The 24194-nt window shown below is 62.2% G+C and carries 21 protein-coding genes and 1 other RNA gene; 10 read left to right on the top strand and 12 right to left on the bottom strand.

The features are described 5' to 3' along the window. Window positions 1-4: 4 nt before the first annotated feature. The 8 genes from ACEXP3_RS07025 to ACEXP3_RS06990 form a co-directional block, all read right to left on the bottom strand. The gene (locus ACEXP3_RS07025; RefSeq protein ID WP_377296618.1) at window positions 5-586 is read right to left on the bottom strand and encodes a 5-formyltetrahydrofolate cyclo-ligase; all 582 of its coding nucleotides are present in this window, start codon (window positions 584-586) and stop codon (window positions 5-7) included. After that, on the bottom strand, window positions 583-1854 hold the full coding sequence (locus ACEXP3_RS07020) for a hemolysin family protein (protein ID WP_377296892.1): 1272 nt from the start codon (window positions 1852-1854) through the stop codon (window positions 583-585). Before ACEXP3_RS07020 ends, ACEXP3_RS07025 begins: the two co-directional genes overlap by 4 nt. Window positions 1855-2042: 188 nt before the next feature. Then, entirely contained in the window at window positions 2043-3089 is a 1047-nt protein-coding gene (locus ACEXP3_RS07015; RefSeq protein ID WP_210105617.1) for a sensor histidine kinase, read from the bottom strand. Between the two features lie 16 nt (window positions 3090-3105). Then, window positions 3106-3543: a response regulator gene (locus tag ACEXP3_RS07010; RefSeq protein ID WP_210105618.1), complete on the bottom strand. Its 438-nt coding sequence runs from the start codon at window positions 3541-3543 to the stop codon at window positions 3106-3108. Then, window positions 3540-5042, bottom strand: a complete 1503-nt coding sequence (locus ACEXP3_RS07005; protein WP_377296617.1) for a sensor histidine kinase — start codon at window positions 5040-5042, stop codon at window positions 3540-3542. Before ACEXP3_RS07005 ends, ACEXP3_RS07010 begins: the two co-directional genes overlap by 4 nt. 234 nt (window positions 5043-5276) lie before the next feature. Further along, window positions 5277-5435, bottom strand: a non-coding RNA gene (gene ssrS / locus ACEXP3_RS07000) — 6S RNA. 46 nt (window positions 5436-5481) lie between these two features. Further along, window positions 5482-5859, bottom strand: coding sequence for a cell division protein ZapA (locus tag ACEXP3_RS06995; RefSeq protein ID WP_210105620.1), 378 nt, complete (start codon window positions 5857-5859; stop codon window positions 5482-5484). Between the two features lie 29 nt (window positions 5860-5888). Next, window positions 5889-6143 (bottom strand): DUF4164 domain-containing protein, encoded by a 255-nt coding sequence (locus tag ACEXP3_RS06990; protein ID WP_210105674.1) that lies wholly within the window; start codon window positions 6141-6143, stop codon window positions 5889-5891. A 360-nt stretch (window positions 6144-6503) separates the two neighbouring features. Between ACEXP3_RS06990 and tkt the strand changes: the two genes are divergently transcribed. From tkt to ACEXP3_RS06960, 6 genes are all read left to right on the top strand, one after another. Further along, entirely contained in the window at window positions 6504-8483 is a 1980-nt protein-coding gene (gene tkt, locus ACEXP3_RS06985) for a transketolase (protein ID WP_377296616.1), read from the top strand. A 137-nt stretch (window positions 8484-8620) separates the two neighbouring features. Beyond that, window positions 8621-9631 carry a type I glyceraldehyde-3-phosphate dehydrogenase gene (gene gap, locus ACEXP3_RS06980; RefSeq protein WP_377296615.1) on the top strand — a complete coding sequence of 337 codons (1011 nt, stop codon included), beginning with the start codon at window positions 8621-8623 and terminating at the stop codon, window positions 9629-9631. A gap of 383 nt (window positions 9632-10014) precedes the next feature. Then, the gene (locus tag ACEXP3_RS06975; protein ID WP_210105623.1) at window positions 10015-11916 is read left to right on the top strand and encodes a potassium/proton antiporter; all 1902 of its coding nucleotides are present in this window, start codon (window positions 10015-10017) and stop codon (window positions 11914-11916) included. Window positions 11917-12001: 85 nt separating this feature from the next. Next, on the top strand, window positions 12002-13204 hold the full coding sequence (locus tag ACEXP3_RS06970) for a phosphoglycerate kinase (protein WP_377296614.1): 1203 nt from the start codon (window positions 12002-12004) through the stop codon (window positions 13202-13204). A gap of 218 nt (window positions 13205-13422) precedes the next feature. After that, window positions 13423-14319, top strand: coding sequence for a fructose bisphosphate aldolase (locus tag ACEXP3_RS06965; protein ID WP_377296613.1), 897 nt, complete (start codon window positions 13423-13425; stop codon window positions 14317-14319). A gap of 152 nt (window positions 14320-14471) precedes the next feature. After that, on the top strand, window positions 14472-15389 hold the full coding sequence (locus ACEXP3_RS06960) for a PhzF family phenazine biosynthesis protein (protein ID WP_377296611.1): 918 nt from the start codon (window positions 14472-14474) through the stop codon (window positions 15387-15389). A gap of 18 nt (window positions 15390-15407) precedes the next feature. Here the strand turns inward: ACEXP3_RS06960 and ACEXP3_RS06955 are convergent, their stop codons facing one another. Then, window positions 15408-16778, bottom strand: coding sequence for an FAD/NAD(P)-binding protein (locus ACEXP3_RS06955; protein WP_210105627.1), 1371 nt, complete (start codon window positions 16776-16778; stop codon window positions 15408-15410). Between the two features lie 138 nt (window positions 16779-16916). Next, the gene (locus ACEXP3_RS06950; protein WP_210105628.1) at window positions 16917-17078 is read right to left on the bottom strand and encodes a hypothetical protein; all 162 of its coding nucleotides are present in this window, start codon (window positions 17076-17078) and stop codon (window positions 16917-16919) included. Window positions 17079-17327: 249 nt separating this feature from the next. Here ACEXP3_RS06950 and ACEXP3_RS06945 point away from each other — a divergent pair, with 249 nt between their 5' ends. Next, window positions 17328-18584, top strand: coding sequence for an MFS transporter (locus tag ACEXP3_RS06945; RefSeq protein WP_377296610.1), 1257 nt, complete (start codon window positions 17328-17330; stop codon window positions 18582-18584). A 138-nt stretch (window positions 18585-18722) separates the two neighbouring features. After that, window positions 18723-19574, top strand: a complete 852-nt coding sequence (locus ACEXP3_RS06940; protein ID WP_377296609.1) for an MBL fold metallo-hydrolase — start codon at window positions 18723-18725, stop codon at window positions 19572-19574. A 68-nt stretch (window positions 19575-19642) separates the two neighbouring features. Here the strand turns inward: ACEXP3_RS06940 and ACEXP3_RS06935 are convergent, their stop codons facing one another. Next, on the bottom strand, window positions 19643-20146 hold the full coding sequence (locus ACEXP3_RS06935) for a pyridoxamine 5'-phosphate oxidase family protein (protein WP_210105631.1): 504 nt from the start codon (window positions 20144-20146) through the stop codon (window positions 19643-19645). Between the two features lie 170 nt (window positions 20147-20316). Between ACEXP3_RS06935 and ACEXP3_RS06930 the strand changes: the two genes are divergently transcribed. Beyond that, entirely contained in the window at window positions 20317-21063 is a 747-nt protein-coding gene (locus tag ACEXP3_RS06930) for a YebC/PmpR family DNA-binding transcriptional regulator (protein WP_210105632.1), read from the top strand. Between the two features lie 72 nt (window positions 21064-21135). Here the strand turns inward: ACEXP3_RS06930 and ACEXP3_RS06925 are convergent, their stop codons facing one another. Beyond that, window positions 21136-21990: a phage tail protein gene (locus ACEXP3_RS06925; RefSeq protein ID WP_377296608.1), complete on the bottom strand. Its 855-nt coding sequence runs from the start codon at window positions 21988-21990 to the stop codon at window positions 21136-21138. Between the two features lie 982 nt (window positions 21991-22972). On the opposite strand from ACEXP3_RS06925, the gene ACEXP3_RS06920 reads away from it, so the two are divergent. Next, the coding region (locus ACEXP3_RS06920; protein ID WP_377296607.1) for a cadherin-like beta sandwich domain-containing protein at window positions 22973-24194 on the top strand (1222 nt) is incomplete at its 3' end.

The raw sequence follows: 24194 nt of genomic DNA, 5'->3' as shown, positions 1-24194 counted from the left end.
CCGATCAAGGGTTGAAGCGTCGAAGGCCGCTTTCGGTCAAGACCGCGTGCAGCCGGACATCATGGGTTTCTGCCGGAACAGATGCCACTTCCTGACAATCGAAGGCAATGCCGATGAGGCGCGGAGAGAGGCCTTTTCTGTGCAAACGGTCAATGGCGCGGTCATAATAGCCGCCGCCATAGCCGATCCGCTGGCCTCTAGCATCAAAGGCGGCGAGCGGCACCAGCATCAGGTCGGGGTCGAGCACGGCTGCTTCCGGCCCCGGTCCATAGGTGCCAAACCCCATCGGCACCAGTTCGGCGCCGGGAAGAAGCTCGCGAAAGACGATGGTTTCCTTGTCGAGGATGACGGGAAGGGCAATGCGGGCACCGGTCTGGCGCAGCGTCGAGAGCAGCGGCCGGATATCGGCTTCCGATCGGATCGGCAGAAAACCGGAGACGACGGCAAACGCCTCGTCCCGCAGTGCGGCACTGCCATGATCGGCGATGGCGAGGCTTTTTTCGATGCGCTCGTCCTCTGACAGCGTGTCGCGCTGAAGAAGCCTCTCCTTGCGCAGCTGCGCTTTTTCCGCGCCGCTTCCGCTCATGCGTCCTCGGCCAATTTGCGCACGAGCAGCTTGTCGATGCGCCGGCCGTCGAGGTCGATCACTTCGAAGGACCAGCCGTTCCAGACAAAGCTTTCGCCAAGTTGCGGTAGGTGCTTCAATTCATCGAGCACGAAGCCGGCGACGGTTTCGTAATCGGGATCGTCCTTCATGGTGAAGCCCATCTGGTGGGCGAACTCGTCCACCGGCATCCAGCCGGCCACCAGATAGGAGCCATCCTCGCGCAGAACCACGGCGGGTTCCTCGACATTGTCTTCCTCGAAGACGCCGGTAATGGCTTCCAGGATGTCGCCGGAGGTGACGATGCCTTCGAAGTGGCCGTATTCGTCATAGACCAGCACCATCTGTGCGGATGTGCGGCGAAGGCCCTGGATCACGTCGATGGCACCGGTCAGGTCGGAAACAACCGGCGCCTCGCGCATGCGGTTGCGGATATCGAGGTCGAGTCCCTGGGCGATGGCCTCATAGGCATCCTTGACAAACAATACCCCGAGGATTTCGTCGGAGGAACCGTTGCGGACCGGAAGACGGGAGCGCTGCGTGTTGCGCAGCTGTTCGCGTATCTCGGAAAGGTCATCCTCAATGTCGATCACCTCGACGTCGCGGCGTGGCGTCATCAGGCCGCGCGCCGTGCGGTCGGCGAGCCGCATGACGCCGGAAATCATCGCCGATTCTTCCGATTCTATGACGCCTGCGCTATGGGCTTCGGCCAAAACGCTGCGGATTTCCTCATCCGTCACCCGGTCGTCGGACTGGCCCTGCTGGCCAAGAAGCCGCAGCACGGCCCGTCCGGAGGCATCGAGCAGCCAGACGAGCGGCAGCGACACCTTCGACAGCACGACCATGGCCGGCGCCACACGGGCCGCGACATTTTCCGGCGCACGAAGCGCGATCTGCTTGGGCACCAGTTCGCCGAGGATCAGTGACAGGTAGGTGATGGCAACGACAACCGTGCCGACCCCAAGTCCGTCGGAAAGGGCAGGAGAGAGCCCCTGCGTCTGCAGCCAGCCGGCAAGGCGCGCGCCAAGCGTCGCGCCGGAAAAGGCGCCGGACAGCACGCCGACAAGCGTGATGCCGATCTGGACGGTGGACAGGAAGCGGCCGGGGTTTTCGGCAAGGCGCATCGCCATGGTGGCGCCCTTATTGCCCTGTTCGGCCATCATCTTCAGACGGATGGGGCGCGAGGAGACAACCGCCAATTCCGACATGGCAAGAACGCCGTTCAGAATGGTAAGGCAGACGACAATCAGAATTTCGGTTAACAAGAGACACTCTTCGGTTACAGTCAAGGACCATGTCCGCACGACACGCGGCGATCCCGGATCAGCACGCTAACCGGCTGATCCTGCCGGCCACAACCCACGGAAACAGCGGTTGACGGGGTGGCAGGCTGACGTTGCGGCAATCTTAACGGTCAGGTCCTGCCATTGCAACAGGATCAGCCGGCATCGGCGGCCAATTCAAGGCTGAGCTCCGCCCGCGTGCCGACAGCGGAGGGCACGTAACGGATGGCCGACCCGAGCGTGGCGGCCATGGAGCGCACGATGCGGCTGCCGAGACCGGTGCCTTTCGGGCTCGATCCTTCCACCAGCCCGACGCCGTCATCCTCGACGGCAAGCAGCGCCTGATTGTCGCCGCTTCGGGTGAGCATGACGCGCACCTCGCCCTCGACGCCGGCCGGATAGGCATATTTGATGGCATTGGTCAGAAGTTCGGTGACGATCATGCCGACGGACACGGCGCGGTCTGAGGTGAGCGAGACCGGCTCGGCTTCAAGCCGGATCGACGGGCCCTGGCTTTCGATATTGACCGAGCTTTGCACCTCCTGCACCAGCGTGCCGAGGTATTTGTCCATCTCGACATGGCGCACATCATCGGAGGTGTAGAGGCTGCGGTGCATGCCGGCGATGGCGGAAATGCGCGCCTGCGTTTCCGACAGCGCCTCGCGCACCGTCTCGTCACGGCTGTTGGTAGCCTGCAAACGGATGAGGGCCGCCACCAGTGCAAGGCTGTTGGCGACACGATGGTTGACTTCCGCCAACAGGACCTCGGCTCGTTCCTTGCCGAGGCGGATCTCCTGCTCGGCGCGCTCCTTGGCGCGGCGAAGCTCGGCGGTTGCAATCGCATGGGCCAGCGCACTGTCCATCAGCGACCAGAATTCGTCGCCCACGGTCTTGATGACGTAGTCCGATGCGCCGTTCTTCAGCGCGTCCACGGCAATCGTCGCTTCGCTGGAACCGGTGACATAAATGGTCGGAACGACCCGTCCGCGGGCGTTGAGGGCCTTCAGAATGTCGAGCCCGGTTTCGCCGCGCAGATAATGATCGAGCACCACCGCATCGAACTTGCCCGCATCCAGGGCCGCCAGACAGCTTTCACTATCAACGACATGGTGCACGGTGTAGCCGACGCGACCGAGAGACCGTTGCGCGAGGCGCCCGAGCGCCACGTCATCGTCAACATATAGGATGGTCTTCTGCGGCATCGGCTCCACGGGACGTTCAGGGTATTTGCATGACGGAGAAGAACAGGCCCAACTGCCGGATGGCATTTGCAAAGCTGTCGTAATCCACCGGCTTGGTGATGTAAACATTGGCGCCCATGTCATAGCAGCGCTGGATTTCCCGCTCGTCATCCGTCGTCGTCAGGATCACCACCGGCAGCCGCTTGGCATGCGCGTTGGATTTCACCTTTTCCAGGATGTCGATGCCAGACATGTCCGGCAGGTTGAGATCGAGAAGGATCAGCATGTAGCGGTTCTGGATATTGTCGCCGCTGCGGTCCGCACCCAGAATGTAGTCGAGGGCCGCGTTGCCGTTGGTGAACGGCACGATCTCGTTGTTGACGCCGGCGCGGCGCACGTTCTTCTCGATGAGGCGCGCATGGCCCTCATCATCTTCGACCATGACGATCGTCACTTCGCGACCTGCTGCCTTCATGTCCCATCACTCCTGACATACTGGGATAAATCCATCGGCAGGCGGATGATGAAGGTCGATCCGCCGCCGAGCGTGGAGGAGACCGTAATTTCCCCGCCTAAATTTCTGACTAATGATCGCACATGTGCAAGGCCAATTCCTTCGCCGGGGCTGTTTTGCAGGCCGGAGCGGCGAAAAAGCTCGAAAACACGCTCGTGATCTTCCGGTGCAATGCCGCGGCCATTGTCAGACACCTCGATGCGCAGCGCGTTCCGGCCGACGGAAAAGGCCCGCACGGTCAGATTGAGCGCGCGGGTAGGGTCCTTGTATTTGACCGCATTGTCAAACAGGTTGCCGAAGATCTGTTCCAGCGAGAAGCGGTCGGTGATCAGCGGACGGGCCGCCGCAACCGCGATCGACACCTCGCCGCCGCCTTCGGTCACCTGATGATTGATGCTGTCGGCGGTGGCTTCCAGCAGCGACTGCAGGTTGACGGGCTCCGGCTTCAGCTCGCGCCGGCCGTCGCGGGAAATTTTCAGGATGGCGTTGATGAGGCCGTCCATTTTCTTCGTCGAGGAGCGAATGAACGAGATCGCTTCCGGCAGGTCTTCCTCCACCGCAAGCCGCGCCTCGCGCAGTTCGTCCTCACGCAGCGTCTCGATGTCGTCGGCAAGCACGTAACTGCGGATGGATTTCAGCGTCTGTTCCAGCTCGCTGGTGAAGCCCATGATGTTGACGAGCGGGGCGCGCAGGTCGTGCGAGACGATATAGGCGTAGCGCTGGATCTCGCGATTGGCCTGGATGAGGTCGTCGGTGCGCTCGTTGACGCGCTCTTCCAGCCCGGCATTCAGTTCCTCCACCTCGCGGTGCGCGCGCGACAGCTCGCGCACATGCTGCATGACGACGGCGATGGCGCCGCCGACAACGGCCATGATCACCAGGCCGCCGCCGATGGTGAACCATTGCAGCATCGAGGCGACGTCGCGCAGTTCCTGCACGCCGGCCGTCAGCTTGCGGTCGAGATCGCTGATCAGGCCGGCAAGCTTGCTGCTGATGTCCTCCATCATCTTCTGGCCGCGGGCATCGCGCACGATGTCGATCGCAGCGTCGAACTTGCCGCTGGTGGCCAGATCGACCGTCGATTTCATCTCGTTGAGCTTTTCGGCGAGAAGCGCGTCGAACTCGTCCATGGAGAAGCGCACGGCGGTCTGGGCGGTATAGGCTTTCTCCAGCCGTTCCCGCTGCTCGGCCATGCCCTCAGTGGCGGCCGTGTAGGGCTTCAGGAAGCTTTCGTCGCCGGTGATCAGATAGCCGCGCTGGCCGGCTTCCGCCGAGCGCAGATAGAGCATGGTATCGGCCGCGGCACTGCGCAGTGCGCGAAGGCGCACCACGTCGTCGAAATAGGTCTGCGTCATGCGTGACAGCACGACGGACGAAACGACGATGGCGGCAAGAACGGCTGCGCCAATGATGAGCATCAGCAGCGACGAGCGTGCAAACTTGGAATTTGAAAATGGCATGGTACGCGAAAAACCTGTCCCCTGGTTGCGGGAAATGGGTCAGTACCCGCGCCTTTCAAGGGGCCGCGGCCAAAAGCCCTGTGTTTTTCATGCATTTATCGACAGAACGGGCCGAGCCGCTATTTCGCGGGAGTCCCGTCAAGGGTCGCCATGGCACTCCAGCAAGTGAAGGACTGCCGAGCTGCGCAAAAACCTGCTGACAGGCGAGAAGCTTTTGACCAGGAGGAGGGAAAGGTGCGATCCACGGCGACCGATGGATGTTTACGATCCTGGGTGCCTACAAACGTAGGTGGGCGCCATATGTCCAAGCCCACGGGCCTGGTCAGGGACAGCTCCCTTTGGATCGAGTATGGCCCCAGGGATTGTGGTTCCTGTCGGGAAGCGCAGACCGCATCAGCAATATAGGCGAGGAACGATGTCGCCGCCAGTGGTCCAGACGTTAATTCGTCGGTGCCTGCGGGCGGGCGTTGAGTTTTGCCGTAATGCCGTTCAAGCGGGCGGCGAGTTCGCCGATGGCGGCGGCGATGGCCTGCTCGCTCTGCAGCTGTTGCTCGACGGCGCCTTCACGGCTGTGGCGCAGCCCGACAAGTTCGTTTTCAAGCGCTGCGAGGCGTCGTTCGGCTTCGGTCAGTTCATCCATCACCATGATGCCCGCCATGACGGTGACCCGCAGGTCTCCGATTTCGCCGAACTGGCTTTTGAGGTGGCCGACATAGCGGTCGAAACGCGCGGCGAGATCTTCCAGATGGCTTTGCTGCCCTTCCTCGCAGGCCATCCGGTAGGCCTTGCCGTCGATCATCACTGTGACTTGCGCCATGCGGTTACTCTACCCTCTACCTGACTGCCTTACCGGTCGAGAACGGCGCGGATGGTTTCCATGGCCGTCACCAGGCGGCGGGAGACCTCACGGTTGACTTCCTCCAGCCGGTTCGCGCGAAATTCCGACTGGTCGAGTTCCTGTGCAAGGCGTGCGCGATCGGCATGGACGCGACGCACTTCGTTTTCCACGTCGCCCGCTTCCCGTTGGCGTTCAACGCGCATGTCGATGGCGTTTTCCAGGCCGTTCACGGCGTTGCGAAGCTCGGACAGGGCTGCATTCAACGTTTTTTCCACGGCATCCTGCTGGTACTCAAAGGCCCGCCAGGGCAGTCACGAATCGTGATGACCCGCTGTGTGGTCTGCCTTCTACAGTAAGCGTGGCGGATGAGGCGGTCAATCAACCCGGCAGGGGGCGGCATCGCTTAGCTGTGGATCGCGTTGTTTTGCACTGTTTTTTCGGCGTGGGCGTGCAATCGGGCGCGACGTTTGGCCCGTGATCCGGCAGAGGCGCCATATGTCGCGGGAACGGATCGGGGAACATGCCGTTTGTTGACTTGGCCGTCGCACCTGATAAGGATCGACCGCGCCTCATTTGGTCCTTCAACAGGACCGCGATTGACACTGCGAACCAGCGGGCTAGCCATGACCTCTCCAGAAAAACATAACCGGATGGCGAACGCGATCCGTTTCCTTGCCATGGATGCTGTCGAGAAGGCCAATTCCGGCCATCCAGGCTTGCCGATGGGGGCGGCCGACGTCGCAACCGTTCTGTTCAGCCGCTACCTGAAGTTCGATCCGAAGAACCCGCTCTGGCCTGATCGCGACCGCTTCGTGCTGTCTGCCGGCCACGGCTCGATGCTGATCTATTCGCTCCTCTATCTGACCGGATACGAGGACATGACGATCGAAGACATCAAGCAGTTCCGCCAGCTGGGGTCCAAGACCGCCGGCCACCCGGAATACGGCCACGTCTCCGGCATCGAAACCACCACCGGCCCGCTCGGCCAGGGTATTGCCAATGCCGTCGGCATGGCCATTGCCGAAAAGAAGCTCTCGACGGAGTTCGGCAGCGATCTGCAGAACCACCATACCTATGTTCTGGTCGGTGACGGGTGCCTGATGGAAGGCATCAGCCAGGAAGCCATCGCGATTGCCGGCCACCTGAAGCTGAACAAGCTCGTGGTCTTCTGGGACAACAATTCGATCACCATCGACGGTGCCGTGTCGCTGTCGGATTCGACCGACCAGATCGCACGCTTCAAGGCCGTGCACTGGAACACGATCGAAGTTGACGGTCATAACCCGGACGAGATTGCCGCCGCCATCGAGGCTGCGCAAAAGTCCGATCGCCCGACTTTCATTGCGGCCAAGACCATCATCGGTTTCGGCGCGCCCAACAAGCAGGGCACACACAAGGTTCACGGCAACCCGCTCGGTGCGGAAGAAATCGCTGCGGCCCGCAAGTCGCTGAACTGGGAATCGGAAGCCTTTGCGATTCCGGCCGACGTGCTGGATGCCTGGCGTCTGGCCGGCCTGCGCTCCACCAAGGCGCGCAAGGAATGGGAAGAGCGTCTGGCGGCCACGGCCTCTGAAAAGCGCGCCGAGTTCGTGCGCCGTTTTGCCGGCGACCTGCCGGGCGGCTTCGACAGCGCCATTGATGCCTTCAAGAAGAAGGTGGCCGCCAACAATCCGACGGTTGCCACCCGCAAGGCCTCGGAAGATGTGCTGGAAGTGATCAACGGCCTGCTGCCGGAAACCTTGGGTGGCTCGGCGGACCTGACGCCGTCCAATAATACCAAGACCAGCCAGATGACGTCGATCAGCCCGAACGACTTTTCGGGACGTTACATGCACTGGGGTATTCGCGAGCATGCGACGGCGGCTGCCATCAACGGGATTGCGCTGCATGGCGGCCTCATTCCCTATTCCGGCGGCTTCCTGATCTTCTCCGACTACTGCCGCCCCTCGGTGCGTCTTGCCGCTCTCATGGGCATTCGCGTCGTGCATGTGTGGACGCACGATTCCATCGGCGTTGGCGAAGACGGACCGACGCACCAGCCGGTCGAGCATCTCGCCGCACTGCGTGCCATCCCGAACCTTCTTCTCTTCCGCCCGGCCGATGAGACCGAAACGGCCGAGTGCTGGCAGATTGCGCTCAACCAGAAGCATCGCCCCTCGGGCCTGGCGCTCACCCGCCAGAACCTGATGCCGGTGCGCACCGAGTACGAGGAAAAGAACCTCTGCGCCAACGGTGCCTATGAACTGGTCTCGTCGAGCGATGCCAAGGTCTCGATCTTCGCGTCCGGTTCGGAAGTCGAACTTGCGGTGAAGGCCGCCCAGGCGCTTGAGGCGAAGGGCGTTGCAACCCGCGTCGTCTCCGTGCCCTGCGTCGAATTGTTCTTCGAACAGAGCGAGGACTACCGCCGCGCGATCATCGGCCACTCGCCGGTGAAGATCGCCGTGGAAGCGGCCGTGCGCGAGGGCTGGGATGCCTTCATCGGCCATGATGGCGCCTTTATCGGCATGAAGTCCTTCGGGGCCTCGGGTCCGGCCAAGGAGCTGTACAAGCATTTCGGCATCACGGTCGAAGCCGTGGTGGCGGCTGCCGAAGCCAAGCTTTGAGTTGATCTAGGTCCAGGCAGCAGCGCCGCCTGCGCTTTAAAGTCCAGGTAACGGCGCGGCTGCCGCATCCATCTGGCGAGGCGCCGCCGGCGCCTCGCAGTTTCGATAAAAGCCCATTTTCGAGGGAGTGAATGCATATGACTGTCAAGGTTGCCATCAATGGTTTCGGTCGCATCGGCCGCAACGTCCTGCGCGCCATCGTCGAATCCGGTCGTACGGATATCGAAGTGGTTGCCATCAACGACCTCGGCCCGGTCGAAACGAATGCGCATCTGCTGCGCTACGACTCGATCCACGGCAAGTTCCCGGCTTCGGTCGAAGTGTCGGGCGACACGATCATCGTGGGCGGCGGCAAGCCGATCAAGGTGACGGCCGTGCGCAATCCGGCGGAACTGCCGCATGGTGAACTGGGCGTCGACATCGCCATGGAATGCACCGGCATCTTTACCTCGCGCGAAAAGGCTGCCGCGCATCTGACGGCCGGCGCCAAGCGCGTCATCGTCTCGGCTCCGGCCGATGGCGCGGACCTGACGGTCGTCTTTGGCGTCAACCACGACAAGCTGACCAGCGAACACCTGGTCATCTCCAACGCCTCCTGCACGACGAACTGCCTCGTGCCGGTGGTCAAGGTGCTGGATGACGCGCTGGGCATCGATCATGGCTTCATGACGACGATCCACTCCTACACGGGTGACCAGCCGACGCTCGACACCATGCACAAGGATCTCTACCGCGCCCGCGCGGCAGCGCTCTCGATGATCCCGACCTCGACCGGCGCTGCCAAGGCCGTTGGCCTCGTTCTGCCCCACCTCAAGGGCAAGCTCGACGGCACCTCGATCCGCGTGCCGACCCCGAACGTCTCGGTCGTCGACTTCAAGTTCGTTGCCAAGAAGACGACCACCGTTCAGGAAGTCAACGATGCCATCATCGCTGCCTCCAACGGCGCGCTGAAGGGCATCCTCGGCTATACCGACGAGCCGCTGGTTTCGCGCGACTTCAACCACGACAGCCATTCCTCGATCTTCGCGCTCGACCAGACGAAGGTTCTCGAAGGCAACTTCGTGCGCATCCTGACCTGGTACGACAACGAGTGGGGCTTCTCCAACCGCATGTCGGACACGGCCGTGGCGCTCGCCAAGACCATCTGATCGTCATCCGACGGATGAACGAGGGGGCGGCCGACCGGTTCGGCCGCCCTTTTGCGTCTGAAGAACTGTCGCGAGCGGGGGAGGGGCTCCCGCGTTCCGGCAGGCGGTTGCGCTCACATCCCATGGTGGCAAGAAAACCCGGCAGAGCCCGAGCTTTTTGGCGCTTCGCCCTTCTCTTGCCGGATTTGCTGATGCCTAATTGGCCATTGCCTGATTCCTTACGGCGCAAGTCGGACCAGCATTCCTTTTTACCTTCGCCCCTTTCCTTTGGGGCGGTGACGCGGCGCGAAGACGCAAAAGCCGTGCACGGGATTATTGCGACCGAAGACAAGCGTTGAGGCGGAAGGCGCGGCAAAAGACGGAGCGGAAAGGGGACTTTAGCCTTGGAGGCCTTTTATATCATCCTGCTGGTGGCAACGGTTCTGGTGCTGGCGGCCGCCTTTTCCAGCCTTCTTGCCTTCCGGTTCGGCGCTCCGCTGCTGCTTGTCTTCCTGCTGATCGGGCTTGTCGCCGGTGTCGATGGCATCGGCATCGAGTTCAGCAATTACCCCGTAGCCTATATGATGGGGTCGCTGGCGCTGGCCGTCATCCTGTTCGATAGCGGCTTCGGCACCTCGCTGCATGCCTTTCGCATTGCAGCCGTTCCCGCCATCACCATGGCCTCGCTCGGGGTGGTGCTGACGGCGTCCATCTTCGCCTTTGCCGCCTCGCTGTTTCTGGGAATGAGCTGGCTGGAAGGCCTGCTGCTCGGCTCCATCGTTGCCTCCACGGATGCCGCGGCCGTGTTCTTCCTTCTGCGCATCGGCGGCATTCATATCCGCGACAAGGTGCGCTCCTCGCTCGAGGTGGAATCGGGCACAAACGACCCGATGGCGGTGTTTCTGACGATCGCGCTGGTGGAACTCATCAGCAGCGGCCACGGCGCCTCCGGCTTCAACCTCGATCTGCTGACCATGTTCGTCAAGCAGATGGGGCTCGGTGGCGCGCTCGGTCTTCTCGGCGGCATCATGATCGTCGCGGTGCTGAACCGCCTGCCGGTCGATCGGGGGCTGGCTCCCATCTTCGTCCTGGCGCTGTCGCTTCTGGTCTTCTCCTTCACCGGCGCCGTCGGCGGCAGCGGCTTCCTCGCCGTCTATGTCGCGGGCATCTTTGCCGGAAACCGCAAGATCTTTGCCAAGGAGGCGATCACCCGTTTCCAGGACGGGCTGACCTGGCTTGCGCAGATCATCATGTTCCTGCTGCTCGGCCTGCTCGCAACGCCCTCGCAGTTTCCGGCGATCCTCCTGCCGGCGATCGGCCTTGCGCTCTTCCTCATCTTCGTCGCCCGTCCGATTGCCGTGTGGCTCAGCCTGCTGCCGTTCGATTTTACCCAGCAGGAGATTGGTTTTGTCGCCTGGGTTGGCCTTCGCGGCGCCGTCTCCATCCTGCTCGGCATCATGCCGATCCTCGGCGGCATCGATGCGGGCCATGTCTATTTCAACACCGCCTTCATCATCGTGCTGGTCTCGCTTCTGGTTCAGGGCTGGACGATCAAACCGGTGGCCGAACGGCTCGGCCTCATCATCCCGCCGCGGCTCGGCGAGGTGGACAAGGTGGAGCTCGATCTGCCGGGCCGCGCCACCCACGAGCTGATTTCCTACCGCGTCATCAAGGACAGTCCGGTTCTGCGCGGCGAGCGCATTCCGCGCTGGGCAACGCCGTCTCTCGTGGTGCGCGACGGCCGCAGCATGCGCTACCAGTATGCCGGCAGACTCAGGGAAAACGATTACGTCTATCTCTTCATCGCTCCCGGCTATTCGCGCCTGCTTGACCGGCTGTTTGCCAGCCGCGCGCCTGTCGATGAAGATGATGCGGATTTCTTCGGCGCCTTTGCGATTTCCGCAAGCCGGCCCTCGCGTGAGCTTGATGCCGCCTATGGTCCGGGGCTCCTCACCGTTGCCGAACAGGCCATGACCATCGGCGATCTCATGACCTATCGTCTCGGCGGCAATGCGGAATATGCCGACCGCGTGCGCCTCGGCTCGATCATCCTGATCGTCCGGGATCTCGACGAGAGCGATCATATTCGTTCGGTCGGCATTTCGCTTGAACCGGTGGAGCCGGCCATCTCGCTGCCGATCTTCATCAACATGCGCGAAATCGCCCACCGGGTGCGCGACACCTTGCGCCGCTACCGGGGAAAGCCGACGCCGGCCGCAACCGTTGCGCCTGCCTTGGCGATGGCCCCGGCGACACCGGAAACGGATCTGCCGCCGCCGGCAGGACCGGGTGAAAATCAGCCCTGATCGCCCCCTGTCCCGGCTTGCGTCGCCGGTCAGGTGGGGTATGGTCCGCATCGAAATGACAACCCTTCAAGATTGGATGCAGACCATGGCGGCCTTCAAGACCCTCGACGACCTTACCGATATTGCCGGCAAGCGCATTCTCGTGCGTGTCGATCTCAACGTGCCCGTCTCCGATGGCAAGGTCAGCGACGTGACGCGCATCGAGCGCGTGGCGCCGACCATTCTGGAACTGTCGCGCAAGGGCGCCAAGGTCATCCTGCTGGCCCATTTCGGTCGCCCGAAGGGCGCAGCCGTCGCCGACATGTCGCTGAAGCTGATTGCGCCGGCCGTCGAGGCCGTGCTTGACCATGCCGTGCTCTTTGCCGCCGACTGCATCGGACCGGCCGCCGCCGACGCCGTGGCCGGCATGGCCGATGGCGATATCCTGCTTCTGGAAAACACCCGCTTTCACGCCGGCGAGGAAAAGAACGATCCGGCCTTCACGAAGGCGCTCGCAGAAAACGGCGACATCTACATCAACGACGCCTTTTCCGCTGCCCACCGGGCGCATTCCTCGACGGAAGGTCTCGCCCATCTTCTGCCGGCCTATGCCGGGCGCACCATGCAGCAGGAACTGGAAGCGCTGGAAAAGGGGCTCGGCAATCCGGCGCGTCCGGTGGTGGCCATCGTCGGTGGCGCCAAGGTATCGACCAAGATCGATCTCCTGATGAACCTCGTAAAGCGCGTCGATGCGCTGGTCATCGGCGGCGGCATGGCCAACACCTTCATCGCCGCCCGCGGCACGAATGTCGGCAAGTCGCTCTGCGAGCATGATCTGGCGGACCTTGCCAAGAAGATCATGATCGAGGCGGCAGAGGCCAAGTGCGCCATCGTGCTGCCGGTCGACGGCGTCGTCGCCCGCGAATTCAAGGCCGGTGCCGCCAATGAGGTGGTTGATATCGAGGCCATCCCGGCCGATGCCATGGTGCTGGACGTCGGTCCGAAATCCATCGAGGTGATCGGCGGCTGGATCGAGAAGGCGCAGACGCTCGTCTGGAACGGCCCCCTCGGCGCCTTTGAAATCGAGCCCTTCGACGCTGCAACCGTTGCCGCCGCAAAGCTTGCCGCGGCCGAGACGAAAGCCGGCAAGCTGGTGTCCGTGGCCGGTGGCGGCGACACCGTTTCGGCGCTCAACCATGCCGGCGTTGCCGATGATTTCTCCTATGTCTCGACGGCGGGCGGCGCCTTCCTCGAATGGATGGAAGGCAAGGAACTGCCGGGCGTTGCCGTTCTGCAGAAGGGCGCTTAAGGCGCGACGCTTTAGCGCAGGCGGCGGCTTTTCCAAGTCCGCCGCCTGTCGATGCGAACAACTTTAAATTAATTTAGATATTTTAAACGATTGAAATAATTTCAATCGTTTCAAGCCTTAAGCGTAGGATTTCCCTCAAAAAAAACTTCTGTTATCCGCGAATGGTATTGAGAAATACGAACGCGTTGTGCACCGACTTAAGGGACAGGAGTGTAAGCATGGGGTACGCCAAGATGTTGGACAGGATGACGTCCGCGCCCGGATTTATTGCGGCGCTGGATCAGAGCGGTGGTTCAACACCCGGAGCCTTGCGTCTCTACGGCGTGTCCGAGACGGACTATTCCAGCGAAGAAGACATGTTCCGCCTGATGCACGCCATGCGCGTGCGCATCATGACGGCGCCGGCCTTTTCGAGTGACAAGGTCATCGGCGCCATCCTGTTCGAGCGCACGATGGACGGCGATGTCGATGGCGAGCCAGTGCCGACCTATCTCTGGCAAAAGCGGGGTGTCGTGCCCTTCCTCAAGGTCGACAAGGGCCTCAACGCGGAAGAAAACGGCGTTCAGACGATGAAGCCGATGCCGGATCTCGACGCTCTCCTCATTCGCGGCCGCGAAAAGGGGATTTTCGGCACCAAGATGCGCTCGGTCATCGCCCATGCCGACAAGACAGGCATCGCAGCCGTCGTGAAGCAGCAGTTCGAGGTGGCCCGCCAGATCATCGCGCAGGGCCTGATGCCGATCATCGAGCCGGAAGTCTTGATCAAGAGCCCGACCAAGGCGGAGGCCGAAGCCATCCTGCGCGACGAGATTATCGCGGAACTCGACAAGCTGCCGGCAGGCGTCACCGTCATGCTGAAGCTGACGATTCCGACTGTTGCCGATTTCTATGCGCCGCTCGTCGCCCACCCGGCGGTCGTGCGCCTCGTTGCCCTGTCGGGCGGCTACAGCACGGCAGATGCCTGCGAGAAGCTCACGCACAATCACGGCATGATCGCCAGCTTTTCACGCGGCTTGACCGAGGGGCTGCGCGTGTCGATGAGCGACGAGGAGTTCAATACGAGCCTCGGCGCAACCATCGACCAGATCTACGGCGCAAGCGTCAACAAGGTATAAGTTCCCGCCTTTCTGGAGGAGGAGAAGGGTCGCCCTCTAAAAAGGGGGCGGCCCTTCACATTTTCTGATGGCTTTCGTCAAAAGCTTTGGCTGGTGGCGCAGGAGCGCCTGCGCTAGCCATGCCTTTCCAAAAAGAAACCGGAGAGGCAGGTATGGGCAAGGCAGCGTTCGTGACCGTTGACGTTTTCACGCAGGAGCGGTTCAGCGGCAATCCGCTGGCGGTGTTTCCCGATGCGCGCGGCATCAGCGACGACGCCATGCAGAAGATCGCCGCCGAGTTCGGCTATTCGGAAATCACCTTCGTGCTGCCGCCGCAGGATCCGGCTCATGATGCGCGGGTGCGCATCTTCACCCCCACCGCCGAAATTCCCTTTGCCGGCCATCCGAATGTCGGCACGGCCTTCGTTCTCGGGCAGGAGAGCCACCTGTTCGGCCGCGCCATCGGCGATGTGCTGCGGTTCGAGGAGAAGGCGGGCCTGGTCGAGGTGGTGCTCCAGCGCGAGGAGGCCGCCGTGGTGGGCGCCACCATCCGTGCGCCGCAGCCGCTGACTGTCGGTGAGATGGTTCCGCCAGAGATCATTCTGTCCTGCGCTAGTCTGCCGGATGGAGCTGTGCGGGTTGACAGGCACCCGCCACGCGCCGTCTCGGTCGGCCTCCCGTTTGTCGTGGCCGAATTGACCGATCTGGCAAGCCTTGCCCGTGCCCGTCCGAACCTTGCGGCCTTTGGCGATGCGGCCGCAAGCCACGGACCGTCACCGCATGATTTTTCGCTGTTTCTCTATGTGCGCGACAGCGCCGATCCCTGGCATCTGCGCGCCCGCATGTTTGCCCCGCTCGACAATGTGCTTGAGGACCCGGCCACCGGCAGCGCGTCCGGCGCCCTCTCGGCCTTTCTCGCGCACCTCGACAGTGCGCCGGACGGTCCGTTTCACATCACCATCGAACAGGGCGTCGAGATGGGACGCCGCAGCCTGATTGCGGTCACGGTCGACAAGCTGGCTGGCGCTGTTCAGGAGGTGCGCATCGGCGGGCGCTGCGTCAGCGTCATGGAAGGACACATCCGCCTTTGACGTGCATCTGCGGTGAGATTATGCCGGCGCCATCTCCAGCGCCCCGCATATATCGCGGGCAACGGCATGCGCCTGCACGCGAATATCCGGCACGGCGGTGATTTCCCAGAATCGGCCGGCCGTCAGCGCGCCCACCACATAGATGTGGCGATGCGTCTCGCCGTTCCTGGCGATGAGCTGCGACTGGCCGTTGACGACGATGCCGAGGCCCAGCGGGTCGCCCTGCAGCTGGCCACGCCCGGCCATGGCCTGGAGCAGCGGTGAATGGCGAATGCCGGCCCGTTCCATGCCCGTGCAGTTGACCACCCAGTCCACCGTCAGCCGTTCGATCGTGCTGGTTGCCCGCTTGCGATAGGAGAGCGTGACGCCCGGATCGGTGGCCTCGATGCGGTTCAGGTAGCCCGCATGTACGCAGATTTTCTGCTGCGCCACGAGTTCCTTCAGGCTTTCGCCGACATCGGGCGCCAGCCGGTGCCGGTGGACGGTCCACCAGGCAAGCCCATGGCGCAGGAAGCGCGCCTTCTGTGCCTCGTCCAGCTCCTGCCAGAGGCGCTGCGTGTGGGGCCGCAGCCCGTCCATCACCGCCCGCCAGGGGGCTCCCTCGCGCACCTTCCGGCGCAGATGGGCAAGCAGCGCACTGAGCCGCCGGTCGCCGTGCGGAAGGTCCGGCGGCACGGCGGCCGCATGATGGACCTCGTGGGCATGCGGCAGAAGCCCGCGCCGTGACAGCACATGGATCTGGCCGCGATGACCGGTCGCCCGAAGCGCCAGAACCTGGTCCACCATGGTGAGGCCAGAGCCCAGCATGCAGACGCGGTCATGGCGCCCGACCTTCGACAGCCAGCTCAGCCGCCAGGGATTTTCCACGATGGCGGCCCGCGTTGATGGCGCAATCGCATCACCGGGCAGCGGCAAGGGGGCGGCCCCGACGCCAAGGCACAGGACCGTCGCCTTCACCGCCAGCCCGTCGCCATTGTCGAGCCGGATCAGCGTGGTTTCAGGGCCGATATCCAGACAGCCCACCGCCTTTGCCTTGATGAAATCCACCTTGGCGCGGCTGTCGCGTTCGCGCAAAAGTGCGGCCAGCCGATCGCGCAGGTAAAGCCCGAAATCGCTGCGCGGGGCAAAATCATGTCCCCCGATCGCGCGGTCGTGGTCGTGAAGCCAGGTCAGAAAATCATCGGGCGCTTCCGGGTCGATCGACATGCGTGCGGCCGGCACGTTGAGGCGGTGCAGGTGGAACTCGCTGCGATAGGCCGTGCCGCGTCCAAACCCCGGATCGTCTCCGACCACGGCAATGCGGGCGGATGCCGGCAGCTGCCGCATCAGGTTGATGGTGACTGCGATGGCCGAAAATCCGGCCCCGACGACGGCGACATCATACTTCATGCGCGCTCCAGTTTGTCCGCCGGTTACGAGAACCGGGCGGTTCCTTTGCCAAGCGGCCAATCTCTATCCATCCGGTAGAGATTTCAAGGCCGCTGGGGCGCAAAAAATCCGACGCCTTTGCAGGCAGGGTCATTGGGCTCAGGTGAAATCGCGCAGGAGAAGCGCTGCCGCCCACAGAACGAAGGCGAGAATGGCGATCTTCCAGAAATCGCTCCGGCGTTTCAGGAACGGCAGGCCAAGCGGCTTGATGAGGTGGACGATCATGGCGAGCAGAAGCAGGAGGCCGATCAGTTTCGTCATGATTTTCTCAAAGCTTATGCTCGGTCAGCCACAGGCTGGACATTTTTGGTCTGCACCACAGATAGGCCCGGGGAGAGAGATTCGATACCAGTTCTTTCATGATTGGATGCCGGCTCGCTGTCCCTTCAGCCGTCAACCGTCGTTTTGTGCGGCAATTTGCCGTTTACGCGCGTTTGGCACTGCAAGTTTAACCATTGCCGTGCTTTTCTGCAGGGCAGAACCTGAACCGAACGCCAGCGGTCCGTCTCGATGCCACGCAATATCCTGCCTGTTCTCAGTCTCCTCATCGGTACGCTTTTCCTGTTCCTCGGCAATGGCCTGCAGGGGCTCCTGCTGCCCGTGCGCGGCACGCATGAGGGATATTCGAACGAGGTGCTGGGTCTCCTCGGCACGACCTGGGCAGGTGGCTTCGTGCTCGGCTGCTTCATTGCGCCGCAACTGGTGCGCCGGATCGGCCATGTCAGGGCCTTTTCCGGCTTTGGGGCGATCATCTGCCTGAATGTTCTGGTCACCGGCATGTTCGTCCATGACGCAGCCTGGCTGACCCTGCGCGCCGTCACCGGCTTTTGCACGGCCGGCACCTCGATGATCATCGAGAGCTGGCTCAACGAACGCGCCACCAATGAGAGCCGCGGCGCGATCTTCTCGCTCTATATTTCGATCACCCTGTTGGGCGTGGTCGGCGGGCAGTTGATGGTCGGCGTGGCGGATGTCACGACGCCCTTGCTGTTCATGGTCTGCGGCATTCTCTACTGCCTGGCCATCCTGCCCACCACACTGTCGACGGCCGCGTCTCCGCAGCCGCTGAAACGGGTGAGCCTTGATCTGCCGGCGCTTTATCGAAACTCGCCCGTCTCCTTCGTCGGCATTCTGATGATCGGCATTGCCAATGGCGCCTATGGCACGCTGGTGGCCGTGTTTGCCGCGCAGGCCGGCATGCACCAGTCCACGATTGCCATCATGGTCAGCACCACGATCTTTGCCGGGGCCATCATGCAGTTTCCGGCGGGCCGCCTGTCGGACCGCATGGACCGCCGCTTCGTTCTGGCCGGGCTGTCGGGCCTTTCGGCGCTCGCCGGTCTGCTGCTCTTCGTCCTTCAGCCGATGAATGTCTATGTCATCATCGTGCTGGTGGCGATCTATGGCGCGGCTGCCAACGCGCTCTATCCGATTGCCGTTGCCCATGCCAACGACTTTGCCTCTTCGGAGGATTTCGTGAAGGTCTCGGGCGGTCTGCTGCTGCTCTTCGGCATCGGCACGATCATCGGCCCGACGCTTGGCGGCCCGGTGATGACCCATTTCGGCCCGCACGCGCTGTTTGCCGTCACCGCCTGCGCCCATATCGCCGTGGTCGCCCATGCCATTTTCCGCAGCCGGATGCGGGCAGCGCTGCCGCGCACGGAAAAGGATAATTACGCCACGGCCCCTGCCGCCAATGCGCCGCTTGCCACGCCGGAAAGCCTGATGCTCGACCCGCGTGCGCCCGCCGACGGCGAAGCCCGCTGACCCTTTTTTCGCCCGCGCTACCCAAACCTGCGGGAGGTGCTGCAATGACGCCATTGTGAGCCGTCATCGCAACTTCCGGCTTTACGGCCTCCGCGTCCTGCCGCATCCTTTCCGAACGGGTCCGGACAAGGGAGTGGCATGATGCTGCGGACTGTCGCATTCGTTCTTCTGGCTGCAACGATCCAACTGGGCGAGGCAAAAGCTCAGGCGGTCATCCCTTCGCCGTCGCCCCCCTCGCGGACGCAGCCGGCCAGCCAGTGCCAGGCCATCGCGCAAGCTGTTCCAAGGGCGACCTTTGCCAGTGTCAGCCCGGTCGAGATGGCGCAGGCGCGCGTCGGCCGTGAAGAGGTCAAAATCACCTTCATCGGTCATTCCACCTATCAGATCGAAAGCCCGGACGGGGTGGTGATCGCTACGGATTTCAGCGGCTATCACACGCCCAAGGCAAAGCCTGACGTGGTGACGATGAACAAGGCGCATTCGACCCATTTCACCCTCTCTCCCGATCCCGCCATCGCCCATGTCCTTCATGGCTGGAGCGACGTGCCGGGGGAAAAGGCCGAGCATCATGTGACGGTCGCCGACAGCTATATCCGCAATGTCACGACCGATATCCGCGGCTATGGCGGGTTTGAGGAAAACGGCAATTCGATCTTCATCTTCGAAATAGCAGGCCTCTGCATCGGGCATCTCGGCCATCTGCATCATGAGCTGACGGACACCCATTATGCCGAGATCGGCCGTCTCGATGTGCTGATGGTGCCGACCGATGGCGGACTGACCATGGGGGCGGACAGCATGAGCCGCGTCGTGCAGCGCCTGCGCTCCTCGCTGATCCTGCCGATGCATCGCGGCGGGCCGTCGCTCGACCGGTTCCTGGCGATGTTCGACAGCCGATATGACATCGTCTACGCGGAAAGCCCGACACTTACCGTGTCCCTGCGCAGCCTGCCGCGCAAGCCGCGGATCGTGGTGCCTGCGGGGCTGTAACGAAAGCGCCGCGCATCCCTTTTTCGGACACGCGGCGCATCGATCGCCTCAGGAGGGCTTATGCAGCGTCAGGCGAAGGTCAGGTGCTGCTTGACGCCGACATCCGGCATTTTCTCGTCATTGAGGTTGGCCTTGGCGATTTCCCAGCCGAATTTCAGGCTGCTGTCCGTCGAGGCCCAGATTTCTGCATCATCGACGTGAAGCGCAAGCAGGGTCAGCGCCGGATCGTCCTTGCCGTGCTCGTACCAGGCAGCCGTCACCGCGCTCCAGTATTCATCGATCTTTGCGGTATCCTTGCGCACCTCGATCACGCCGGCAAGGCAGGCATGATAATCGTGGTTCTTGCCGACGACGCAGAAATGCGCGCGCGTGCCGGGGCGGATCGCCTTCACGAGATCGGTATCGTTGCGGGTGAAAAACCAGACCGTATTGGTCTTGCGGTCTGCATGCGGGGCCATCGGCTGCATGTGCATGCTGGAGCCTTCGATGCCCAGCATGCCCGCATGAATTGCGTCGATCTCTTCAAAGAGCTGGCGTGCAGGCTGTTCGCGTGCTTCCGTAAGACTTGCCATTGCTGGTCCTTTCCTGATGTGGAGGTCGGGGCAAGAACGTGAGCGGCTGCTCTTTGTTCCGGGCCGGCGCTTGCCCGCCTACACGAGATCGCCCGCTTTTTTCTTGAACATAAGCCGCATTCGTGCCTATAAGCCCGCCATTCCGGACATTTTACGCATGAAGGGGTGCCATGGCTGGCCATTCACAGTTCAAGAACATCATGCACCGCAAGGGCCGTCAGGATTCCATCCGGTCCAAGATGTTCTCCAAGCTCGCACGCGAAATCACCGTTGCTGCAAAGAGCGGTCTGCCCGACCCGAGCATGAACGCCGCGCTGCGTCTGGCGATCCAGAACGCCAAGGCGCAGTCCATGCCGAAGGACAATATCGACCGCGCCATCAAGAAGGCGTCCGGCGCCGATGCCGAAAGCTATGATGCGATCCGCTACGAGGGCTATGGCCCGGGCGGCACGGCGATCATCGTGGAAGCGCTGACCGACAACCGCAACCGCACCGCCTCCAACGTGCGCTCCATCTTCACCAAGGCCGGCGGCGCTCTCGGCGAAACCGGTTCGGTGTCCTTCTCCTTCGATCATGTCGGCGAAATCGTCTACAAGGCATCCGCGGGCGATGCCGATACGGTGATGGAAGCCGCCATCGAGGCCGGTGCCGACGACGTGATCTCCGACGAGGACGGCCACACCATCATCTGCGCCTTCGAAAGCATGGGTGAAGTGTCCAAGGCTCTCGAAGCCGTGCTCGGCGAAGCCCAGACGGTGAAATCCGCCTGGAAGCCGCAGAACACCGTGCCGGTGGACGAGGAAAAGGCCCAGTCGCTGATGAAGCTCATCGACAATCTCGAAGACGATGACGACGTGCAGACGGTCTATTCCAATTTCGAGGTGTCCGACGAAGTCATGGCGAAGCTTTCCGCCTGATCAGCATCGATCGACACGAAGAACGCCGGCCCTGTGACGCAGGGGCCGGCGTTTCTCGCTTGGGCATCAATGTCAGGGCCGCGGCGGATAGAGGCCGTCCGTCACTATGCACATGGTCAGGCCGAGGCCGGGGGACTGGGTGCTGACGGCGGTGGTGGGTGCAACCAGCAAGTTTGGTCCAACCGCAACGGTGCCACCCGTAATCCCGACCGGCACATCGAAAGTGATCTTCGGGCTGCCCGGTGTTCCCGTCAGTTGTACGTCAAGACCACCCAGTTCGGCAGTCCCTGCCACCAGTGCCGCTGGCACGTAGATGGGTGCCTGCGTTGCGCCGGTGGCGGATCCTTGGCCGAGAAATGCACCGTTAACAGCACTCTGCACGCCTTGTGTCTGTTTGGCAATCAGCTTGGCGCTGACCGCAAGCGTCCCGGCCTGAGCCGGCACGTCCACTGTCTTCGTTCCGGAGCCCGTTCCGGTGAATGTCGCGGGATGCGTATGCGGCGACACGGGAACTTGCGTGGGGTTGAGAAAGATTTGCTGCGCACCGACCTTTGCGGCGAGGTTAACAGCAGTATTAAGCCCAGGCCCAGGCCCTGGGCTGGAGCCGATGGGACTGCGCCCGCGCAGGTCGGGAAGGGTGAACATATTAGGATTGGATTGTGTGCCATAACGGTAGCCAAGGATGGAGAACAAGGCCTGGTTCTGGTTGACTTCGACCGTCTGTCCCTTGGCTTCGACATAGCCTCGCGGGCAAAAATCGCCGGCCATGATGCAAATCGACCCGATATAATCCTCCGGTGAACATGCCAGCGCCGGCGATGCCGTCGTCATCGAAAGGACGCCGCCGCTTGCGACAAGGGTCGCCATGGTTCCGGATGCGGCAAGGCCGCGAAGTATGATTTGGCTGAGTGTCTTCACGTTGATCATTACCTTCTCCCTTTGCTGATGGGCCTGCGCTCAACGCTTCAGCGAAAGCCATGCGGGAATATACACCTAAAAAGTGTATCGTAAACAGGATGCATCAAAAAATAGCGCCTGCAGAACGCCACAACGGATGTTCCCGGCTGCCGCCCCGAATTTTGAAGCACCTGAGCGTCCGCGCGGCGCAAGCGCCGGCCGGGTACCGCCATCGCTGCCGCAAGGGCGATTACACCGTCTGCTCCTCTTCAGGTTGTGTTCCCTTGATGGCGACAGCATCTATTTCAGATTGCAAGTGTGTTGCATTTTTCGCGCAACCAAAAAGTTCTTGGTTGCAGAGGGGGGATTTTGCTCGCAGGATTTGAACTGGGAGTTTCTGTCGAAGAAAATTCAATGTAAGAATCGGGTTCTGAAATATATGTCGTGATTTTATTCCTCAAGGATCCTCGGTAGGCAGAGATTTGGGATGATTCTATTCTTTGTTTTGCTTCTGCTTGGTGGCGCCGCTTCAGGTGGTCTCCGGCTTGCCGGTCGCTGTCTGAAGGCGCTTTCGGACAATTCGGGGATGGCGATAGCCGGTCTTGTCGCACTTCTCGTGGCAACTGGCATGATGACCATGCCTGCCAGAGCGGCTGCGCTGTCGACGGCATGTACGGAGCTCAATGCCGACTGGGGCGGGGCGGGACGAACGCTGGACACGTCCACCTTGTTGGTCGGTACGTTTCACAACGTGCCCGAGGATTACAGTGGTTTCACAGTGGGGGAAAAGATTTCCTGGTCTGTGAGCGGGCAGGTGACTTCCAACGTTTCCGGTTTGACTTACATAAACTATTACGCGGGCGATTATACGAATGTTAACTTCGACGACGCTTCATATGGTCCCGCTCCATTTTCGGCAGCTGGATCCTATACCTTTGACGGAACAATTTCCGATTTCTCACTGGACATCGGCATAAATTATCAGGGGGGATTGGATGTCGCTTCTGTAAGCATGGTTGCTACCTGTTCTCCGGCAGCACCCGCCTCGACGGATGCGACGCTGTCGGCGCTGTCTCTGTCGTCCGGCACGCTGTCGCCAAGCTTTGCCGCGGGTACGGTGAACTATACGGCCTCGGTGCCCAACACGACGACGTCGATCACCGTGACGCCGACGGTGACGGATGCCAATGCGAGGGTGACGGTGAACAACACCACGGTCACCTCCGGCACGGCGTCGGGGTCGATCAGCCTTTCCGTCGGCACCAATACGATCACCACGGTGGTGACGGCCGAAGATGGCAGCACGACGAAGACCTATACGGTGGTGGTGACACGGGCAGCACCGGCCTCGACGGATGCGACGCTCTCGGCGCTGTCTCTGTCGTCGGGCACTCTGTCGCCGAGCTTCACCGCCAACACGGTCAGCTACACGGCCTCGGTGCCCAACACGACGACGTCGATCACCGTGACGCCGACGGTGACGGATGCCAATGCGACGGTGACGGTGAACAACGTTCCCGTCACCTCCGGCACGGCGTCGGGCGCGATCAGCCTTTCCGTCGGCACCAATACGATCACCACGGTGGTGACGGCCGAAGATGGCAGCACGACGAAGACCTATACGGTGGTGGTGACACGGGCAGCACCCGCCTCGACAGATGCGACGCTGTCGGCGCTGTCTCTGTCGTCCGGCACGCTCTCGCCAAGCTTTGCCGCGAGTACGGTGAGCTACACGGCCTCGGTGCCCAACACGACGACGTCGATCACCGTGACGCCGACGGTGACGGATGCCAATGCGAGGGTGACGGTGAACAACACCACGGTCACCTCCGGCACGGCGTCGGGGTCGATCAGCCTGTCGGTCGGCACCAATACGATCACCACGGTGGTGACGGCCGAAGATGGCAGCACGACGAAGACCTATACGGTGGTGGTGACACGGGCAGCACCCGCCTCGACGGATGCGACGCTGTCGGCGCTGTCCTTGTCGTCGGGCACTCTGTCGCCGAGCTTCACCGCCAACACGGTCAGCTACACGGCGTCGGTGCCCAACACGACGACGTCGATCACCGTGACGCCGACGGTGACGGACGCCAATGCGACGGTGACGGTGAACAACACCACGGTCACCTCCGGCACGGCGTCGGGGTCGATCAGCCTGTCGGTCGGCACCAATACGATCACCACGGTGGTGACGGCCGAAGATGGCAGCACGACGAAGACCTATACGGTGG

Source organism: Neorhizobium fuzhouense, from assembly GCF_042611105.1.
Taxonomy (GTDB): domain Bacteria; phylum Pseudomonadota; class Alphaproteobacteria; order Rhizobiales; family Rhizobiaceae; genus Neorhizobium; species Neorhizobium galegae_A.
The sequence above is the reverse complement of the archived record's forward strand: the minus strand, read 5'-3'. Positions and strand labels throughout refer to the sequence as shown.

Coding starts and splice junctions, on each gene's coding strand:
- ACEXP3_RS07025 (WP_377296618.1), bottom strand. CDS start 586: ATGAGCGGAAGCGGCGCGGAAAAAGCGCAGCTGCGCAAGGAGAGGCTT.
- ACEXP3_RS07015 (WP_210105617.1), bottom strand. CDS start 3,089: ATGCCGCAGAAGACCATCCTATATGTTGACGATGACGTGGCGCTCGGG.
- ACEXP3_RS07010 (WP_210105618.1), bottom strand. CDS start 3,543: ATGAAGGCAGCAGGTCGCGAAGTGACGATCGTCATGGTCGAAGATGAT.
- ACEXP3_RS07005 (WP_377296617.1), bottom strand. CDS start 5,042: ATGCCATTTTCAAATTCCAAGTTTGCACGCTCGTCGCTGCTGATGCTC.
- ACEXP3_RS06995 (WP_210105620.1), bottom strand. CDS start 5,859: ATGGCGCAAGTCACAGTGATGATCGACGGCAAGGCCTACCGGATGGCC.
- tkt (WP_377296616.1), top strand. CDS start 6,504: ATGACCTCTCCAGAAAAACATAACCGGATGGCGAACGCGATCCGTTTC.
- gap (WP_377296615.1), top strand. CDS start 8,621: ATGACTGTCAAGGTTGCCATCAATGGTTTCGGTCGCATCGGCCGCAAC.
- ACEXP3_RS06970 (WP_377296614.1), top strand. CDS start 12,002: ATGGCGGCCTTCAAGACCCTCGACGACCTTACCGATATTGCCGGCAAG.
- ACEXP3_RS06965 (WP_377296613.1), top strand. CDS start 13,423: ATGGGGTACGCCAAGATGTTGGACAGGATGACGTCCGCGCCCGGATTT.
- ACEXP3_RS06960 (WP_377296611.1), top strand. CDS start 14,472: ATGGGCAAGGCAGCGTTCGTGACCGTTGACGTTTTCACGCAGGAGCGG.
- ACEXP3_RS06955 (WP_210105627.1), bottom strand. CDS start 16,778: ATGAAGTATGATGTCGCCGTCGTCGGGGCCGGATTTTCGGCCATCGCA.
- ACEXP3_RS06950 (WP_210105628.1), bottom strand. CDS start 17,078: ATGACGAAACTGATCGGCCTCCTGCTTCTGCTCGCCATGATCGTCCAC.
- ACEXP3_RS06945 (WP_377296610.1), top strand. CDS start 17,328: ATGCCACGCAATATCCTGCCTGTTCTCAGTCTCCTCATCGGTACGCTT.
- ACEXP3_RS06940 (WP_377296609.1), top strand. CDS start 18,723: ATGATGCTGCGGACTGTCGCATTCGTTCTTCTGGCTGCAACGATCCAA.
- ACEXP3_RS06935 (WP_210105631.1), bottom strand. CDS start 20,146: ATGGCAAGTCTTACGGAAGCACGCGAACAGCCTGCACGCCAGCTCTTT.
- ACEXP3_RS06930 (WP_210105632.1), top strand. CDS start 20,317: ATGGCTGGCCATTCACAGTTCAAGAACATCATGCACCGCAAGGGCCGT.
- ACEXP3_RS06925 (WP_377296608.1), bottom strand. CDS start 21,990: ATGATCAACGTGAAGACACTCAGCCAAATCATACTTCGCGGCCTTGCC.